At 67.5% G+C, this 16945-nt stretch carries 16 protein-coding genes; 11 read left to right on the top strand and 5 right to left on the bottom strand.

Annotated features, from left to right (window positions below; translation table 11 throughout):
* The 7 genes from G3N61_RS24955 to G3N61_RS24985 form a co-directional block, all read left to right on the top strand.
* Nucleotides 1-389: energy transducer TonB (locus G3N61_RS24955; protein WP_241017894.1), on the top strand; the 389-nt coding region annotated here is incomplete at its 5' end.
* A gap of 16 nt (nucleotides 390-405) precedes the next feature.
* Nucleotides 406-1146: a MotA/TolQ/ExbB proton channel family protein gene (locus G3N61_RS24960; RefSeq protein WP_089452910.1), complete on the top strand. Its 741-nt coding sequence runs from the start codon at nucleotides 406-408 to the stop codon at nucleotides 1144-1146.
* Nucleotides 1146-1553, top strand: coding sequence for a biopolymer transporter ExbD (locus G3N61_RS24965; protein ID WP_089452911.1), 408 nt, complete (start codon nucleotides 1146-1148; stop codon nucleotides 1551-1553). The genes G3N61_RS24960 and G3N61_RS24965 overlap by 1 nt, the downstream gene beginning before the upstream one ends.
* 92 nt (nucleotides 1554-1645) lie before the next feature.
* Complete coding sequence (locus G3N61_RS24970) at nucleotides 1646-3511, top strand: extracellular solute-binding protein (RefSeq protein WP_346778585.1); 1866 nt, start codon at nucleotides 1646-1648, stop codon at nucleotides 3509-3511.
* Between the two features lie 5 nt (nucleotides 3512-3516).
* Nucleotides 3517-4566, top strand: a complete 1050-nt coding sequence (locus G3N61_RS24975) for an ABC transporter permease subunit (protein ID WP_205823834.1) — start codon at nucleotides 3517-3519, stop codon at nucleotides 4564-4566.
* A gap of 176 nt (nucleotides 4567-4742) precedes the next feature.
* Entirely contained in the window at nucleotides 4743-5801 is a 1059-nt protein-coding gene (locus tag G3N61_RS24980; RefSeq protein ID WP_241017897.1) for an ABC transporter permease, read from the top strand.
* Nucleotides 5798-7417 (top strand): dipeptide ABC transporter ATP-binding protein, encoded by a 1620-nt coding sequence (locus tag G3N61_RS24985; protein ID WP_205823835.1) that lies wholly within the window; start codon nucleotides 5798-5800, stop codon nucleotides 7415-7417. The genes G3N61_RS24980 and G3N61_RS24985 overlap by 4 nt, the downstream gene beginning before the upstream one ends.
* A 263-nt stretch (nucleotides 7418-7680) precedes the next feature.
* On the opposite strand, the gene G3N61_RS24990 is transcribed toward G3N61_RS24985, so the two are convergent.
* A complete protein-coding gene (locus tag G3N61_RS24990; RefSeq protein WP_241017895.1) occupies nucleotides 7681-9759 on the bottom strand; it encodes a TonB-dependent receptor in 2079 nt (692 codons plus the stop codon).
* A 170-nt stretch (nucleotides 9760-9929) separates the two neighbouring features.
* The gene (locus G3N61_RS24995) at nucleotides 9930-10340 is read right to left on the bottom strand and encodes a hypothetical protein (protein ID WP_179258805.1); all 411 of its coding nucleotides are present in this window, start codon (nucleotides 10338-10340) and stop codon (nucleotides 9930-9932) included.
* Between G3N61_RS24995 and adhP the strand changes: the two genes are divergently transcribed.
* A complete protein-coding gene (gene adhP / locus G3N61_RS25000; RefSeq protein WP_205823836.1) occupies nucleotides 10339-11367 on the top strand; it encodes an alcohol dehydrogenase AdhP in 1029 nt (342 codons plus the stop codon). The two genes, G3N61_RS24995 and adhP, sit on opposite strands and share 2 nt — an antisense overlap.
* 54 nt (nucleotides 11368-11421) lie before the next feature.
* On the opposite strand, the gene G3N61_RS25005 is transcribed toward adhP, so the two are convergent.
* Together G3N61_RS25005 and G3N61_RS25010 are read right to left on the bottom strand one after the other, a co-directional pair.
* Nucleotides 11422-11853, bottom strand: coding sequence for a MarR family transcriptional regulator (locus G3N61_RS25005; protein ID WP_043186736.1), 432 nt, complete (start codon nucleotides 11851-11853; stop codon nucleotides 11422-11424).
* A complete protein-coding gene (locus G3N61_RS25010) occupies nucleotides 11850-12767 on the bottom strand; it encodes an alpha/beta hydrolase (RefSeq protein WP_205823837.1) in 918 nt (305 codons plus the stop codon). The genes G3N61_RS25005 and G3N61_RS25010 overlap by 4 nt, the downstream gene beginning before the upstream one ends.
* Nucleotides 12768-13067: 300 nt before the next feature.
* Here G3N61_RS25010 and G3N61_RS25015 point away from each other — a divergent pair, with 300 nt between their 5' ends.
* From G3N61_RS25015 to G3N61_RS25025, 3 genes are all read left to right on the top strand, one after another.
* The gene (locus G3N61_RS25015; RefSeq protein ID WP_205823838.1) at nucleotides 13068-14033 is read left to right on the top strand and encodes an ABC transporter substrate-binding protein; all 966 of its coding nucleotides are present in this window, start codon (nucleotides 13068-13070) and stop codon (nucleotides 14031-14033) included.
* A gap of 52 nt (nucleotides 14034-14085) precedes the next feature.
* Nucleotides 14086-15180 (top strand): LLM class flavin-dependent oxidoreductase, encoded by a 1095-nt coding sequence (locus G3N61_RS25020; protein WP_205823839.1) that lies wholly within the window; start codon nucleotides 14086-14088, stop codon nucleotides 15178-15180.
* Between the two features lie 186 nt (nucleotides 15181-15366).
* Nucleotides 15367-15927 carry a hypothetical protein gene (locus G3N61_RS25025; protein WP_205823840.1) on the top strand — a complete coding sequence of 187 codons (561 nt, stop codon included), beginning with the start codon at nucleotides 15367-15369 and terminating at the stop codon, nucleotides 15925-15927.
* A gap of 48 nt (nucleotides 15928-15975) precedes the next feature.
* Here G3N61_RS25025 and G3N61_RS25030 read toward each other — a convergent pair whose 3' ends face one another.
* Complete coding sequence (locus G3N61_RS25030) at nucleotides 15976-16911, bottom strand: ABC transporter substrate-binding protein (protein ID WP_205823841.1); 936 nt, start codon at nucleotides 16909-16911, stop codon at nucleotides 15976-15978.
* Nucleotides 16912-16945 lie beyond the last annotated feature (34 nt).

Raw genomic sequence — 16945 nt, forward strand, 5'->3', positions numbered from 1 at the left:
CTGCGCGGCCCTCGGCTGCGCCGGCGGAATCGGCCGCACCCGCACCGGCGGCGGCGCCTGCCGCACCCGCTGCACCGGCCGCAGCTACCGCGCCGGCCACGCAAAAAACCACGCTGCCCGACGGAAACGCCGATTACCTGCACAATCCCGCGCCCGATTACCCGGCGACAGCGCAGGACTACGGCTGGCAGGGCAAGGTCGTCCTGCATGTCCACGTCCGTGCGGACGGCTCGCCCGACGCAATCGAGGTCCGTCGCTCGAGCGGCCACCGCGTGCTCGACGATGCCGCCGTCGCCGCCGTGCGGCACTGGAGCTTCGTGCCCGCCAAGCGGGGCGACACGTCTGTCGATGGCTGGGTCGACGTTCCGCTCAATTTCCAACTTGACTGATTTCCGGAGTCCGAACATGAATTCGTTGCCGCTTACCCTTATCGTGCAAGGCGCCTTGTGGCTGCTCGGCGCGTTCTCCATCGCAACGTGGACGATCATCGTCCTGAAGGCGATCCAGCACACGCGCGCCGCACGCGTCGATCGGCGCACCGACGATGCACTCGACGGTGCACTTACGCTCGTCGATATCGCTTCGCGCGCGCTGCCCGAAGGCCCCAAGGCGCGCGTGACGGGCACGGCACTCGCCGCGCTCGAACAGGCGCGCACGTTTGACAGCGACCATCCCGAAGACCTGTGGAGCCGCCAGGACACGCTGGAGCGCCAACTCACGCGCCAGATTGCGCACGAACGCCGGCGCCTCGAACATTCGCTCGCGTGGCTTGCGTCGGTGGGCAGCATCGCGCCGTTCGTCGGGCTGTTCGGCACGGTGTTCGGCATCATTCACGCGCTCGGGGCGATTTCGCACGCGGCATCGGCGAGCATCGACGTGGTGGCCGGGCCGATCGGCGAGGCGCTCGTCGCGACGGGCATCGGCATCGCCGTCGCCGTGCCGGCCGTGCTCGCGTACAACATCTTTGTGCGCGGAACGAAAGCCGCGGTCGCGCGCCTCGACGATCACGCCGGCACGCTCTACGCGCTCGCGCAGCGCCAGCAGTTTCGCCTTTCAGTAGAAAACGCCGCCGAGAGCGCGGCGACTGCGCCGCGCGCCGATCAATCCCGACCGGTTTTCGCCCGCGCCACGGAGGTCGCCGCCTGATGGCTTTCTCCTCCAACCAGGACGACGACGTCCTCAGCGAAATCAATATCACGCCGCTCGTCGACGTGATGCTCGTGCTGCTCGTCGCGTTCATCGTGACGACGCCGCTGCTCAACAAGGCGATCCAGGTCAATCTACCGAAGACCGAAGCGACCGCTTCCGTTGATCCGAAAAAGCCGCTTACCGTGAGCGTCGACGACGCGGGTACAGTCTGGTTCGACAAGCAGCCTGTGCCGCTCTCGCAGGTGGAATCGCAACTCGAACAGCGCAAGCAGCAGGACGCGGATCTCGCAGTGTCGCTGCAGGCCGACGAGCGCGTGCCGTACGGTCCCGTCGCGAAGGTGATGGGCGCGGTGCAGCACGCGGGCATCACGAAGCTGGCGCTGGTGACGCAGCCGGAGCAATAATGACCGATTCCGTTCGTCCGACGTCGCGCGCTTGGCCCTCCATTCTGATTGAGCGAGTCTCACAAGTTGCACAGGTTGTACGTGTCGCGCAAGTGGCACGCGTTGCGCGATGCGTGTGCATCGCCGGCACCGTCACGCTCGCACACGCCGCGCCCGATCCTCAGTGGCAAACGACGCTTGCGCTCTTCGACGACGTGCGGCCCGATGCGTCGATGCAGCGCTTTGCGTGGGCCGACCACGCGCCACCGCGCGACGGCACGCTGCGCCTCGCGAACTACACGGAGATCGCGACGTACGACTCGCTCAATCCGTTTCTGCTGCGCGGCAACGCGGCGCCCGACGAAGTCAATCTGATGTTCGAGACGCTGATGCAACGCAGCCTCGACGAAGTCGGCACGCAATATCCGTTGCTCGCCGATCGCGTCGAGATCGCGCGTGACGGTCTTTCGGCGACGTTCCACCTGAATCCGGCCGCGCGGTTTTCGAATGGCGCGCCGGTGACGGCGCAGGACGTGCGCTACTCGTTCGAGCAGTTGACGGGTTCGTCGACCTCGCCGATCCACAGCAGCCGCTACACGCTCATTCGCGCGGTGGACGTGATCGACGCGCAGACGGTGCGCTTTGCATTTCGCACGGCGCAGCGCCGCGCGGTGCTCGAAGCGGGCGATCTCTACGTGTTTTCGCGCGACTGGGCACGCGCGGCGGACGGCGGCACGCTGACGTTCGACCAACTCGCCACGGTTGCGCCCATCGCGAGCGGGCCGTATCTGATCGGCGCGCGCGCGAGCAATCACGAGATCGTGTATCGACGCAATCCGCGCTATTGGGGCGTGGATCTGCCGGTGCGGCGCGGCATGTTCAACTTCGCCAACGTGAGTTTCCGGCTCTACAGCGACCCGTCGGCGCCGCTTCAGGCTTTTCGCGCCGGCGATGTCGACGCGCTGGCCGAAGGCAGCGCGGAGCAATGGTCGCGCAACTACAGCGGCCCCGCCTTTGCGAACGGCACGCTGCGCAAGCAGGAGTTTCCGGATCACGGCATCAGCAATGCGCAGGGTCTGTTCTTCAATCTGCGGCGTCCCAAGTTCCAGGACATTCGCGTGCGCGAGGCGATCGGTCTCGCGCTAGATTACGAATGGATCAACCGGAACATGTTTTTCGGCCAGTACACGCGCACTCGCAGTTTTTTCGACGAAAGCGTGTTCGCCGCGAGCGGCGTACCGGGCGCCGACGAGCTGAAGCTGCTCGAGCCGCTACGGGGCGGCGTGCCGCCCGAGGTGTTCGGCGCACTGCCGCCGCAGCCGGATACGTCGGGGCGCCACGGGCTGCGCCGCAATCTTGCACGGGCCGAGGCGCTGCTCGCGAGCGCGGGCTGGCATTACCGCGATGGCATGCTGCGCAACGCGGCCGGCACGCCGTTCACGATCGAACTGATCGACGACGGCACGGGCATGGAGCGCATCCTGATGATCGTCGTGCGCAACCTGAGGCTGCTCGGCATCGACGCGCGGCTGCGCATCATGGATCAGACCATCATCGTCGAGCGCCTCAAGCATTTCGATTACGACATGACGACGTTGGGCTACCGCGCCGCGAGCATTCCGGGCGTCGAACTGGAACGCCGCTTCGGCAGCCGCGCGGCGCGCACGCCGGGCTCCGAGAATTACACGGGCATCGCGTCGCCCGCCGTCGATGCGCTGATCGACGACGTGCAGCGCGCCGGCAGCGAACGCGAGGTGATCGCCGCGGCGCGCGCGCTCGATCGCGTGCTGCTGTGCGAACGCATCATGATTCCGGAGTGGCACGCCACGCACTCGCGCATCGCGTGGAGCCGCCGTATCTCGCCGCCCGCACGCGTGCCGCGGCAATACGGCGAGCTCGATTGGGTCATTGGCTGGTGGCACGCCGCACCCGACGCGCAGCGCACGAACGCCGCGACGCACGCGGCCCAACAGGAGTAAGTGTCATGTTCGCGTATATCGGGCGCAGATTGCTGCTCATGATTCCCACGCTGCTGGGCGTGCTGACGGTGACGTTCGTCATTATGCAATTCGTGCCGGGGGGGCCTGTCGAGCAGGTGATGGCGCGGCTGCAAGGTTCGTCGGTTCACGGCGAGGGTGCTTCCGGCCTAGGCGACTATCACGGCAACGAAGGCGTCGACCCCGCGCAAGTCGCCGCGATCCGCCACACGTTCGGCTTTGACGTGCCGCCGCTCACGCGCTACGTGCGCATGCTCACGCATTACGCGCGCTTCGATCTCGGCCAGTCGTTCTTCCAGCATCGCTCGGTCTGGGCGCTGATCGTCAGCAAGCTGCCGGTGACGGTCACGCTCGGCACCTGCACGCTTGTGCTCACGTATCTGATCGCGGTGCCGCTCGGTATCGCGAAGGCGCTGCGGCGCGGCACGACGTTCGACTTCGCGACGAGCGCCACGTTGCTCGCCGCGTACGCGATCCCGGGCTTCGTGCTCGGCGTGCTGCTGATGATGCTGTTGAGCGGCGATCTCTTTCTGCACGTGTTTCCGCTCGGCGGCTTCGGCGCCGAAGAGCACGACGCGCTGCCGCTCGCGCAACGCGTGCTCGACCGCGTCTGGCATCTGGTGCTGCCGGTCACGGCGTCGGTGGCGAGCAGCCTCGCCGTCGTGTCGTTTCTCACGCGTAACGCGTTCATCGACGAATTGTCGCGCCAGTATGTGTTGACCGCGCGCGCGAAGGGCGTGTCGCGCAACGCGGTGGTGTGGCGACACGTGCTGCGCAACGCGCTGATTCCGATCGCGACAGGTTTTCCAGCGGCGTTTGTGTCCGCGTACGTGAGCGGCAGCCTGCTGATCGAGACGCTGTTTTCGCTCGACGGCGTCGGACGCCTGTCTTACGACGCGATCATCGGCCGCGATTATCCGGTCGTGCTGGGTTCGCTGTTCGTGTTTACGGCCGTGAGTCTGTTCGCGAAGCTCGCGGGCGATCTCGCGTATGTGCTGATCGATCCGCGCATTCACTTCGGCGGCAACGGCCGCTGAATCCGGAGTTCTCCATGGAAGTCATCAGCACATTGCATGCGGATTCGAAGCAGGCGGACTACGCCGATACCGTTCCCGACATGCCAACGGGGGCCGCATTCGTGCTGCCGTCGCGCGCCATTGCGTCACACCGCGACGCGGCGAAATTCGCGCGCGCGTTCGCATGGTGGCGGCGCATGCGCCGTCAACGGCTCGGCTTCGCGAGCCTGGTCGTGTTCGCGGTGCTGTTTGTCGCGAGCCTGCTTGCGGGCATGATCGCCAACGACCGGCCGCTCGTCGCGCGCTATCACGGCCAGTGGCTGTTCCCGGCGCTGCACACGTACGCCGATAGCGACTTCGGCGGCGCACTGCCCACCGAAGCCGACTATCTCGACCCGTTCATCCGCGAGCAGTTTTCGCGCGACGGCAATTTCGCGCTCTACGCGCCCGATCCGTATCGCTACGACACCGTGAACTATCACGCGGCGCAGCCATTTCCGGCGCCGCCTTCGGCGCAGAACTGGCTCGGCACCGACGCATACGGTCGCGACGTGTTCGCGCGCGTTCTCTATGGCTTTCGCAGTTCGGTGCTGTTCGCGCTTGCGCTGACGCTGACAGGCGCGCTCATCGGCGTGCTCGCGGGCGCGCTCCAGGGCTATTACGCGGGCCTCGTCGACCTGCTCGGGCAGCGCGTGACCGAGGTATGGACCGCGTTGCCCGATCTCTATCTGCTGATCATCCTGTCGTCGATTTTCGAGCCGAGCCTCGTGCTGCTGTTCGTGCTGCTCGCCTCGTTCGGATGGGTCACGCTGTCCGATTACGTGCGCGGCGAATTCCTGCAAAAGCGCTCGCTCGAATACGTGCGCGCCGCGCGCACGCTCGGGCTGTCCGATCGCCAGATCATGTGGCGGCACATCCTGCCGAACAGTCTTACGCCCGTCATCACCTGGCTGCCGTTTCGGATGAGCGCGGCGATCGTGTCGCTCGCGAGCCTCGATTTTCTCGGGCTCGGCGTGCCGCCGCCCGCGCCGAGCCTCGGCGAGTTGCTGGCAGAAGGCAGGGGCCATCTATCGGCATGGTGGATTTCGGCGACAGCCATCGCGGCACTGGTGGTCACACTGCTGCTGCTCACGTTCATCGGCGATGCATTGCGCGAATCGTTCGCGACTGACCGCAACCGCGCCGCTGACGGTGCAGACGCCGACGATGCCAACCCCCACGCTGGCAAAACCCACACCGCAGGAGCCACCCGATGACGATGCCCGTACTGGAAGTCGAAGACCTGAACATCCTGATCGGCGCGCGGACGATCGTGCATGGGCTCAATCTGACAATCGGGCGCGGCGAACGCGTCGCGCTCGTTGGCGAATCGGGATCGGGCAAGAGCCTGACCGCGCTCGCGCTGCTCGGGCTGGCCGACGCCGCACGCGTGAGCGGCAGCGTGCGGCTCGCGGGCGAGGAACTTCTCGACAAAAGCGAAGCGCAATGGCGCGCGATACGCGGTCGCGACATCGCAATGGTGTTCCAGGAGCCGATGACTGCGCTCAATCCGCTCAAGACCATCGGGCGGCAGATTGGTGAAAGCCTGCGTCTGCACGCGGGGCTGCGGGGCGCGGCGGCACGCGAGCGGGCGATCGCGCTGTTGCGGCGCATGGGGATCGTCGAACCCGAACGCAGGGTCGATGCCTATCCGCACCAGTTGTCGGGTGGCCAGCGGCAACGCGCGATGATCGCGATGGCGCTCGCGGGCAACCCGCGTCTGCTGGTCGCCGACGAGCCCACCACAGCGCTCGATGTCACCGTGCGCCGGCAGATCGTCGATCTGCTCATCGAACTCCAGGAATCCAACGCGGACGGGCACGGCCTCGCCATTCTGCTCATCACCCACGATCTGCATCTGGTGCGCCGCTTCGCGCATCGCGTCGCCGTGATGCAGCACGGTGAGATCGTGGAGCAGGGCGCGACCGACGCGCTATTCGTGGCGCAGCGGCATGCGTACACGCGTAAGCTGTTCGACAGCGCACCGCGCCGCACGATCGCACCGCTGGCCGCCGACGCGCCGCGTGTGCTCGACGTACGCGCGCTGTACGCCGGATACCGCACGCGCGCACGCGGCTGGCGCGGCTTGTTTCGCAGCGAAACGCCCGCCGTGCTGCAAGGCATCGACCTGCAACTGCGAGAAGGCGAGACGCTCGGCGTGCTCGGCGAATCGGGCTGCGGAAAATCGACGCTGGCCGCGTCGCTCGTCGGGCTCGTCGCGCCGTCGGCCGGCGCGATCCGCTACGCGGCGCTCGAAAGCGCAGGCAAGGCGGCGACGCGGCGCGAACACGCCGCGCACGTGCAGATGGTGTTCCAGGATCCATTCGGTTCGCTTGCGCCGCGCCTGCGCGTCGGCGAGATCGTCGATGAAGGGCTCGCGCTGCATCATCCGCACATGCCGCCCGACGCGCGGCGCGCACGTGTGGCGGCACTGCTCGCGGAAACCGGCTTGCCGGCCGACGCGGCCTCGCGCCATCCGGCGACATTCTCCGGCGGGCAACGACAACGCATTGCAATCGCACGCGCGCTCGCGGTCGATCCGCGCATCCTCGTCCTCGACGAACCGACGAGCGCGCTCGATGTGTCGATCCAGAGGCAGATTCTCGAATTGCTGGCGACATTGCAACGGCGGCATCGGCTCAGCTACGTGTTCATCAGCCACGACATCGACGTGTTGGGTGCGATGTCGCACCGGCTCGTCGTGATGCATGGCGGAAAGATCGTCGAGACCGGGGAGACGCAGGCGGTGCTGGAGGCGCCGCGTCATGCCTATACGCGAACGCTCGTCAATTCGAGTGACCGTACCGGATCACGGATGGTGCACGTGCCGTAGAAAAGTATGGCTCGGAACCCGCCAGGACGCTCCGGGCAGGCACGTTGGTTCTGTCGCAATAAGCGGCCGATCAGGGATAGTGCGGGGATGGTCATGTTCGAGAATCAGCTCATCGACCTCGCACTTCCTACTCGACTATCCAGCCTCATTGCGACAGAACCTGCACTGCGCGATAGGCAGTAATGGCCGATAAACGAAAACTCGCGGCGTGACGAGCGTCGCCGGAGCAAGGCCCGCGGCGGGCGCCGCGGACCATGAGCGGGTCAGAACGTGGTGCGCAACCCGGCCATCACGCTGCGGCCGCCTTCCGGCGCGAAGCCGCGCACGACCGAGGTCGCGTAGCGGATTTCCTGGTTCGTCAGGTTGTCGCCACGCAGGTACGCGAGCCAGTGCGTCGCACCGACGCGGAACTTGTAGGTCAGCATCACGCCGAGCGACGTGTAGCCGTCCGTCGAAAAGTCGTTGTCGGGCACGCGGTGCTGCGACCACGCATGCGTGACCTGCGCGCGCGCGCCGAACGGGCCGTAGCCGTAGTCGGCCGCGAGCGTCGCGCGCAGCGGCGCGATGCGCGGCAGCGGCTGGCCCGTATCGACGTTGCGCGCGTGCGTGTAGTCGGCCGTCAGTTCCAGGTCGACCGTATGGCCGCGCCGCGCGAACGCGCGCCACGTGCCGTCCAGCTCGACGCCGTAGAACTCGGCGCGCACGCCGCGATAGATCGCTTCGTTGAGCGAGCCGTCGGTACCGGGCGCGACGGGTTCGCCGTCGTCGTCGACGACACGGCCCGTGTTGTACTCGGCCAGGTAGTTCGAGAAGCGGTTGTAGAACACGCCGACGCTGCCGCGGTTCGGGCCGCTCGCGTAGCGCAGCGACAGGTCGGTCGACACCGCTTTTTCCTTCGACGCGTTCGGGTTGCCGATCAGGAACTGGCCGGTCGCATCGTGCGGGCCGTTCGAATACAGCTCGTAGAAGGTCGGTGCGCGTTCGGTGTACGCGACGTTGGCCGCCACCGACCACACGGGCGTCAGCGAGAACAGCGCGCCGGCCGACAGGCTGCCCGCGTTGAATTCGCGCGGCTGCGCCCCCGCGAATTTCTCGACGCCGGCCGGATCGGGATCGACCTTCACGTGCTCGAAACGTCCGCCGAGGCTCAGCTTGAGCGCCGGGACGACCTGCCATTCCTCGAGGCCGAACAACGCGACGCTGTTCGTGCGCGTGGACGGCACGAGCATCTCGTCGCCCAGCGCGGAGAACGTGTTCTGGCCGAACTGCACGCCGATCGCGCCTTCGAACGGGCCGATCTTGCGATGCGTTGCCTCGATGCGCGCCTCGTAGCCGCGATTGCGGAAGGTGGTCGCGGTCTCGCCGTTGTCGACTTCCTTGTGGCGATAGTCGGTGTACGCGAAGTCGAATTTCAGTTTCGTGAACGGCCCGCTCAGGTTGCGCACCTCGGACGCGAGCGCGAGGCGTTCCTGGCGCATCCGCAGCCGCACGTCGCTTTCCGCGACGGAGCCGTAGTTCGATTCGTAGCCGCTGTAGGACAGGCCCGCGAAGCCGTCCGCCCACGTGTACGACGCGCCGACCGCGCCGCCGTGCACGCGGCCGTCGCTGTTCGGCACGTTGCCTTCCGGTTGCGGCGTGTCGGGGCCGTCGATCGCGCGCTGCGCGCTGCTGCGCGCGTAGCCGGGAATCCGCAGCTTGCTCGTTTCGCGGTCGAATGCGTCGACGTGGAACGCGAAACGGCCGTTGCCGCCCTCGACCTGCGCCGCACCCGAGCGCACCGAGTTCGCCCCGCCATAGCGCGCGTCGAGCGCACCCGTCACGCCTTGGATCGCCTCGCGCGGAATCCGGTTGTCGATGGTGTTGACGACACCGCCCACCGCGTTGCCGCCGTACAGCAGCGCGGCCGGGCCGCGCACGATCTCGACGCGCTCGATCGACAGCGGATCCTGCGGCACCGCATGGTCGTACGACAGCGACGACGCGTCGTAGGCCGCGACGCCGTTCTGCAGCAACCGGATCCGGTCGCCGTCCATCCCGCGGATGATCGGGCGGCCGACCATCGGCCCGTAGGTGGTGGTCGACACGCCGGGCAGCCCGTTGAGCGTCTCGCCGAGCGAATCGGCCTGGCGGCGCGTCAGCGCATCGCCGGAAAGCTGGACGGTCGGCGCGATCAGGTCGCTGTCGCCGAGCGGGTTCGCGGTCACGAAGATCGGTGCGAGCGGGGTGGTCGGCGGCGTGCCGGAGACGGCGGGCGTCGCGGTCTGCGCGTGTGCGACGGCGGCGAACAGCATCAGCGAAAGGGACGAGAGCGGGCGGAGCGGTAGACGAGGGAGGTCGCGCATGGTCGGTGAATCGGTTGGAGTCGGATCGGATAACGAGCGATGCAGGTCACGGCTGGATACGATATATTGTTGCGTCTTTGGCGCGCAGTGACCCGTTGGAACATGGCTCGACGAGGCTCGGCCACCCACGGTGGAACGGCTTCAGGCGGACGAGCACGCGAAATGATATGTTATATCATTTCAAATTCCAAGCCGGATGGCAGGATCCTGTCGGGTTTCTGTCGGATGGGTGAAATGGCGGCGGGAGCGGAAAGCGGCTGCGCGATGTTCGGAGCGATCGCTTGAACGGGGCGGCGCGGTGCGCGTGTCGCCGCGTTGCTCGTGCGCCGGCCGGGTTCGTGTCGCCCGCATTCGGGATCCGTCGGCGCGGCCCGTCGGGAAATTGCCGCACGCCGATCGATGACGCGGGCGTGGACATCCGCCATCGGATCAGGGGCCAGTGAATCCTGCGGAGCGCCCCGATGCGACGCCTTGAAGCAGCCGCCATCGCCGCGCATCGCCCGCGCATTGACGCGCATCAACGTCGTTCGAATCCGAAACCGGATACTGGATCGCTCACCGACCAGCCAGGAGCGACACATGTCCCAAACCATGAAAGCGGCCGTCGTGCACGCGTTCGGCGAGCCGCTGCGCATCGAGGAGGTGCCCGTGCCGACGCCGGGGCCCGGCCAGATCCTCGTCAACATCAAGGCATCGGGCGTCTGCCATACCGACCTGCACGCGGCCGACGGCGACTGGCCGGTCAAGCCGTCGTTGCCGTTCATTCCGGGCCATGAAGGCGTGGGCATCGTCGCAGCGGTCGGCGCGGGCGTCACGCACGTGCGCGAAGGCGATCGCGTGGGCGTGCCGTGGCTGTACACGGCCTGCGGCCATTGCGAGTACTGCCACACGGGCTGGGAGACGCTGTGTCACGGCCAGCAGAACACCGGATATTCGGTGAACGGCAGCTACGCGGAATACGTGCTGGCCGATCCCGATTACGTCGGCCATTTACCCGCTCAGGTTGCGTTCGACGAGATCGCGCCGATCCTGTGCGCGGGCGTTACCGTCTACAAGGGCATTCGCGTCACCGATACGCGTCCGGGCCAGTGGCTCGCGATCTCCGGCATCGGCGGCCTCGGGCACGTGGCCGTGCAGTATGCGCGTGCGATGGGCCTGCACGTGGCGGCCATCGACATTTCACCCGACAAGCTCGCGCTGGCGCGGCAACTCGGCGCGGAACTGACGATCGACGCGTCGATCGACGATCCGGCCAAGGTGATCCAGAAGGAGATCGGCGGTGCGCATGGCGTGCTCGTCACGGCCGTGTCGCGCAGCGCGTTCGCGCAGGCGCTCGGGATGGTGCGGCGTGGCGGTACGGTGGCGCTCAACGGCTTGCCACCGGGCGATTTCCCGCTGCCGATCTTCTCGACGGTGCTGAACGGCATCACCGTGCGCGGGTCGATCGTCGGGACGCGGCGCGACTTGCAGGAATCGCTCGATTTCGCCGCCGACGGCCTGGTGCGCGCGCATATCCACCGCGACCGGCTCGGCAACATCAACGACGTGCTCGCGAAGCTGCGCGAAGGCAAGGTCGACGGGCGCATCGTGCTGACCGACATGCATTGATGCGCGGGGCACAGCGCGCGTGCCGTCAACGGATCGACGGTGCCGCGCTGCCGCTCAGCGTTCCGCCGGAAACCGCTCCTGCAGCGTGTGCAACCAGCGCGCGACGACATCGAGTTCGTCGTCGGAAAACCCGTCGCACAGCTTGCCGTTGAGTTCGCGCAGCAGCACGCGTGCACGCTTGAGCGCCGCGTGGCCTTCGTCGGTCAGGTACAAGCGTGTTGCGCGGCCGTCGTCCGAATCGGCATGACGCGTAATGAGGCCGGCTTTCGCCATCCGGTCGGCGAGCCCCGTCATCGCGGACGGCGCAAGCTGCAGCGCGGCGCCGACTTCGCCGATCAGCGCGCCATCCTGCTTCGCGAGACAGAACAACGCGCCGGCCTGCGCGGCGCTGGCGCGCGTCTCGGTCTCCGCCTTGCGGTCGATCCAGCGCTGCACGCGCCGCTGGCCGATGTTCAACATGAAAAACAGTCGTCGGTCTTCGCTCAAGCTGGGTTCCCGGCTGCAATGGAAAGGGAGGGACGGCCCGCGGTGCGCGGCGCGTCGAGTGCCTGCGCGAGCCAGTCGGCCACATCGGGCCACAGCACGGTGCCGGGGCGGCTGCGGAAGAAGCCCATGTGCCCGACCGGGCCGCTGCCCGCCGCGTGCGGATCGATCTGGCGGCGCTCGACCGCCGCGCGGGTCAGGTAGCTTACCAGCAGCCCGATGGCCGTTGGGTTCGCCCACGGATCGTCGTCGAAGCCGAGCGCGAGGATCGGCAACTGCTGTTTCGCGTAACGCTCGGCCGCGCCGAGCGACGGATCGTCGAAGAAATAATGCGGCAGCGTCGTCCAGCGGCTCCATTCGCGGAACACGCCGGCCGGCAGGTCCTCGCCGAGCCCGAGCCGCTTGCCCGGCACGTAGCCGAGCAGCGCGGACATCAACGGGCCGAGCACGCGCAGGATCAGCCGCACCTTCAGGCGTTCGGCCGCCTGCGTGATCAGTCGCGTGCTGCCCGCATGCGCGGCGACCAGCACGGCCGCGCGCAGGTGCGGCGTCGCGGCGGACAGCCCGATCGCATGCCCGCCGACGCTATGCCCGACCGCCAGCAGCGGCAAGCCTTCGTATGCCTGCCGTGCCCACGCGGTCGCGGCGCCCACGTCGAGCTCCATCCAGTCGCGCATGCGGGCCTGCAGCGCGCCCAGGCGCGCGGGCCGCGACGCGCCGATGCCGCGATAGTTGTAGGTGAGCGCCGCGAAGCCGCGTTCGGTCAGGAAGCGCGCGAAGCCCGCGTACAGTCGCTCCGGCACGGCCGTCGCCGGATGGATCAGCACCAGCGCGCGCGGCACGGTGTCCGGCGTCCACAGCGTGCCGTGCAGCGCGTAACCGTCGACGGCGGAAAACTCGATGGGTTCGGAGGTCATGGCCGTCCTCGTTCCAGGTAGTTATTTCGTATGCGAAATATAGTCTGTGATTTATTTCGTGCGCGAAATATCTATCGAGGATTCATTCGAACGAGGTTTACCGGACGGGGCAGGCGGCATCCGGCAATGCGGGTCATTTCATAAAATATTTGCATCTTTGCATAGAAGAATATTGCGTTTGTTTCATGAAGCGGATCGACGTATCTTCACCGGTTCCATCCGTTCCGCCGGCCGCCGCGCACGGCGGAACACGAGGCGCCGCCATTGCGCGGCCGCCTGCCAACCCTCCGGGAGATCACGTTGTCGAGCCGAATCGTCACGGCACTCTTGCTGGCGCTTGCCGCGCAGCCGGGCATTGCCAAGGACACCGTCACGCTGCGCGTCGGTGAACAGAACTACTTCAACATCCAGGCGTCGATGGCGGCGTCCGGCGTGCTGAAGGACCTGCCTTACACGATCGAGTGGAAGCATTTCCAGGCCGCCGCACCCGTTGCCGAATCGTTGAACGGCAATGCGATCGACGTCGGTTTCCTCGGCGATTCCGCGCTGCTCACGCTGGCCGCGCGCGGCGCGCCGGTGAAGGTGGTCGCCGTGTCGCGGCAGAGCCTCGACGGCGTCGCGATCCTCGTGCCGAAGGATTCGCCGGTGCGCACCGTGGCTGACCTGCAGGGCAAGACCATCGCAGTATGGCGCGGCGCGTGGAGCCAGCAGCTCGTGCTGCGCGCGCTCGAACACGCCGGCCTGCGCGCGGATTCGGTCAAGTATGCGTACCTGATGCCGATCGATGCGACCAACGCGCTCGCGAACGGCTCGGTCGATGCCGTGTCGCTGTGGGAGCCGTTCGTCAGCACGCTCGCGTTGCGGCAGGGCGCACGGCCCGTGACGACCGCGCAGGGGCTGATGCCGGCACTGAGCTTCGTTGCCGCGAACGAGCAGGCGGCAGCAGGCAAGCGCGCCGAGATCACCGATTTCCTGCGGCGCGTCGTTGCGGCGCGCCAGTGGGTCGACAGCCATCCGCGCGAGTATGCGGACCTGTGGGCGAAGCGCGCGAAGCTCGAACCCGACGTCGCATACCGCTGGCTCAACAACGCGAAGCAGCGCGTCGGCCCGGTCGACGACACGGCGGCGAAGGACGCGCAGAACACCGCCGACTTCCTGCACAAGGCCGGCGTGATTCCGGCTGCGTACGACACGTCGAAACTGCTCGACCGCTCGTATGCGGGTGCGTTCGCAGTGCCCGCGAAAAAGACGGCCGCCGCGCAGTAAGCGGACCATCCCGGCCACGATTTCAGATCAAGCACCCCAAGGACATCCCGACATGCCAGTCGACATCATCGGCATGATCACCGCGACACCCGGCGCGGAGGTCGACGTACCGGGCGGCGCGGCCGTTCAACCCGACTACGTGCGCCGCTTTGCGCAGGCGCACGAGGCCGCCGGCTTCGACCAGATCCTGGTCGGCCATTTCAGCAACGCGGCGGACGGTTTCATCGTCGCGTCGTTCGCCGCCGCCGCGACCGAACGCATCCGCATCCTGCTCGCGCACCGGCCGGGCGTGATCGTGCCGTCGGCCGCCGCGCGGCAGATCGCAACGCTCGACGTGTTCAGCGGCGGCCGGCTCGCGCTGAACGTCGTGTCGGGCGGCGACGATCCCGACCTGCAGCGCGACGGCGATTTCGTGCCGCACGATGCGCGCTACCGCCGCACCGGCGAATATCTCGACGTGTTGAAACGGATCTGGCAGGCCGACGCGCCGGTCGATCACGATGGCGCGTTCTACCGGCTGCGCGGCGCGTCGCCGCTCGTGAAGGGCGCGCAGCGGCCGCACGTGCCGATCTATTTCGGCGGCTCGTCGCCGGCCGCGCTCGCAGTCGCGGGCGAGCATGCCGATGTCTACATGACGTGGGGCGAGCCGCTCGCGTCGGTGCGCGAGCAGGTCGCGCGCGTGCGGGCTGCCGCTGCGCCGTTCGGGCGGGCGCCGCGCATCAGCGTGTCGTTCCGGCCGATCGTGGCCGACACCGAGGCTGCCGCATGGGAGAAGGCCGAGGCGATTCGCGAACGCGTGCGCGCGGCGCGGCTCGCGAACGGCCAGCCGATCGCCGGCCATGCGCCGCAGAACGCGGGCTCGCAACGGCTGATGGCCGCCGCCGCGCAAGGCGACGTGCTCGACGAGCGGCTGTGGATGGGCGTCGCGAACCTGACCGGCGCGCGCTGGAATTCGACCGCGCTGGTCGGCACGCCCGAACAGGTCGCGCAGGCGCTTGGCGCGTACTACCGGCTTGGCGTGTCGACGTTCCTGATTCGCGGGTTCGACCCGCTGGACGATGCGCTCGATTACGGGCGCGACCTGATTCCGGCGATTCATGCGCAGGTCGCGAATCTCGACAGGGCTGGGGCTGCACTGCCGGCATAGGTGCGACGCCGACTGTCGATCGATGGAGCATGGCGCCTCCCTGAGTCGGGGCCGAACCGCCACCGGTTACAATCCGCGCATCGGACCATGGGCCATGGCCGACGAGAGCGGGATCGCGAGGCGCCGCACGAGTAGCGTCGTCAGCCGATTCGAAATCAGAAATCGAATAACGAAGCGAAGCAAGTCATGCGAAAGATGGCAGGGGTTTTACTGGCGTGCGGGGTGCTGGCCGGTTGTGCGAGTACCGGAGCGCATCGGAGCGGCGCGTACGATCCGGCAACGGAAGCGCGGATTCGGGTGTATCTCGGCGCCTATTCCCATTTCTATTTCAACACCACCTGCGAACCGAACGACTCCTGGCTTCTCAAGGGGCCGCCCGGCATGGATGTCGCGGAGCCGGGTTTTACGCGCGCACTTGCGGGCAATACGACGATCGGCATGCCGCTGCCGGATGACGCCTACAAGTACTACGACGAGTACGTGGTCAACGCGAACCAGCCGCTCACGATGACGTTTCAGATCGGCGGACAGCGGATAATCGACATGGGCGCGGTGGGTACGACCACCATCAGCCAGCGCGTCGACCATGTGGCGCGTTCGTTCGTGCCGCAACCGGGTCTCGACTATGAAGTGTTCCCCTATGAAGCGAAATGGGGGCTCGAGACCAAGCTGCGGCAACTGCACGTGAACGGCAAGCAGGTGTCGACGACCGACGTGGCGCTGGCTCGCGCGTCGCGTTGCCCGTGACGGGGCTCGCTGAAACGTGACCGGCATGGCGCGCCGCGCTGCCGCTGTTCAGAACGACGGCAATCCCGGCGGATTGGTCTCCGCGCGCGCGATCGCCTCGCTTTGCAAACCCCAGCGCGCGAGCGCCTGCCCGTAGCGACCGCTGCCGATCAGCGCGTTCGTCGCGAGCGTCAGCGCGGGTGCGAGCCCGCTGCCGCGCCGCGTCGCGATCGCCACGTCGGCGTTGGCCGGCCAGCCCGCATTGACGACGCCGACACGGCGGATCTTGCCGGTGCGGGCGGCCTCGTACGCGAGCGACGCGTTCGGGTTCAGCTCCGCATCGGCACGGCCCGACAGCAGCGCGACGCGCGACGCCGCATCGTCGTCGAAATAGAGCAGTTCGGCCGGTTTCAGCCCCTGCGCGACGTTACGCTTGTTCCACTCGAGCAGGATGCGTTCCTGGCTCGTCCCCGCGCCCGTGATGATGCGCAGGCCGGCGATGTCCTTCGGCGCGGCGATCGTCGCGATCGGGCTGCCGGTGCGCACGTAGAAGCCGTGCAGCCCGAGCCGGTAGGTCGTGAAATCGTATTTCTCCTTGCGCTTCTCGGTCACGCCGACGTTCGAGATCACCGCGTCGTACTTGCCGGACGTGAGTCCGAGCGGCCAGTCGGCCCACGCGATCGGCAGCAGCACGAGCGTGCGGCCGAGCGCGTCGGCGACGAGCTGCGCATAGTCGGGATCGGCGCCGACCACGGTGCGCGCGTCGGTCGCGTAGGTCGACACCGGCGGCGCGTGCGGTGAGATCGCGACCGTGAACGCGCCGTCGCGTACCCAGCGATAGCCGGCTGCCTCATGAACGGCTGCGTCATCGCGTGTGGCGCGAATGCGGCCCGCCTGGCGCGGATCGAGATCCGCGGTCGCCGCGGCTGCATGTCCCGCGCGCCATGGAAGGCTACCCGTTGCCGCGACCAGCGCGGCGGTCATGAACTGGCGTCGGTCGGTCATGGTGCGGCACCTCGCAGGTCGGGAGCGGCGCGCA

This window comes from Burkholderia sp. Ac-20349, assembly GCF_017104865.1.
Taxonomy (GTDB): domain Bacteria; phylum Pseudomonadota; class Gammaproteobacteria; order Burkholderiales; family Burkholderiaceae; genus Burkholderia; species Burkholderia aenigmatica.

What these genes read in the sequence shown, in the direction of transcription:
- G3N61_RS24995 (WP_179258805.1), bottom strand. Translation starts at nt 10,340, where the DNA reads ATGTGTCGCTCCTGGCTGGTCGGTGAGCGATCCAGTATCCGGTTTCGG.
- G3N61_RS25020 (WP_205823839.1), top strand. Translation starts at nt 14,086, where the DNA reads ATGCCAGTCGACATCATCGGCATGATCACCGCGACACCCGGCGCGGAG.
- G3N61_RS24985 (WP_205823835.1), top strand. Translation starts at nt 5,798, where the DNA reads ATGACGATGCCCGTACTGGAAGTCGAAGACCTGAACATCCTGATCGGC.
- G3N61_RS24980 (WP_241017897.1), top strand. Translation starts at nt 4,743, where the DNA reads ATGCGCCGTCAACGGCTCGGCTTCGCGAGCCTGGTCGTGTTCGCGGTG.
- G3N61_RS25010 (WP_205823837.1), bottom strand. Translation starts at nt 12,767, where the DNA reads ATGACCTCCGAACCCATCGAGTTTTCCGCCGTCGACGGTTACGCGCTG.
- G3N61_RS25030 (WP_205823841.1), bottom strand. Translation starts at nt 16,911, where the DNA reads ATGACCGACCGACGCCAGTTCATGACCGCCGCGCTGGTCGCGGCAACG.
- G3N61_RS24990 (WP_241017895.1), bottom strand. Translation starts at nt 9,759, where the DNA reads ATGCGCGACCTCCCTCGTCTACCGCTCCGCCCGCTCTCGTCCCTTTCG.
- G3N61_RS24965 (WP_089452911.1), top strand. Translation starts at nt 1,146, where the DNA reads ATGGCTTTCTCCTCCAACCAGGACGACGACGTCCTCAGCGAAATCAAT.
- G3N61_RS24975 (WP_205823834.1), top strand. Translation starts at nt 3,517, where the DNA reads ATGTTCGCGTATATCGGGCGCAGATTGCTGCTCATGATTCCCACGCTG.
- G3N61_RS24960 (WP_089452910.1), top strand. Translation starts at nt 406, where the DNA reads ATGAATTCGTTGCCGCTTACCCTTATCGTGCAAGGCGCCTTGTGGCTG.
- G3N61_RS25025 (WP_205823840.1), top strand. Translation starts at nt 15,367, where the DNA reads ATGCGAAAGATGGCAGGGGTTTTACTGGCGTGCGGGGTGCTGGCCGGT.
- adhP (WP_205823836.1), top strand. Translation starts at nt 10,339, where the DNA reads ATGTCCCAAACCATGAAAGCGGCCGTCGTGCACGCGTTCGGCGAGCCG.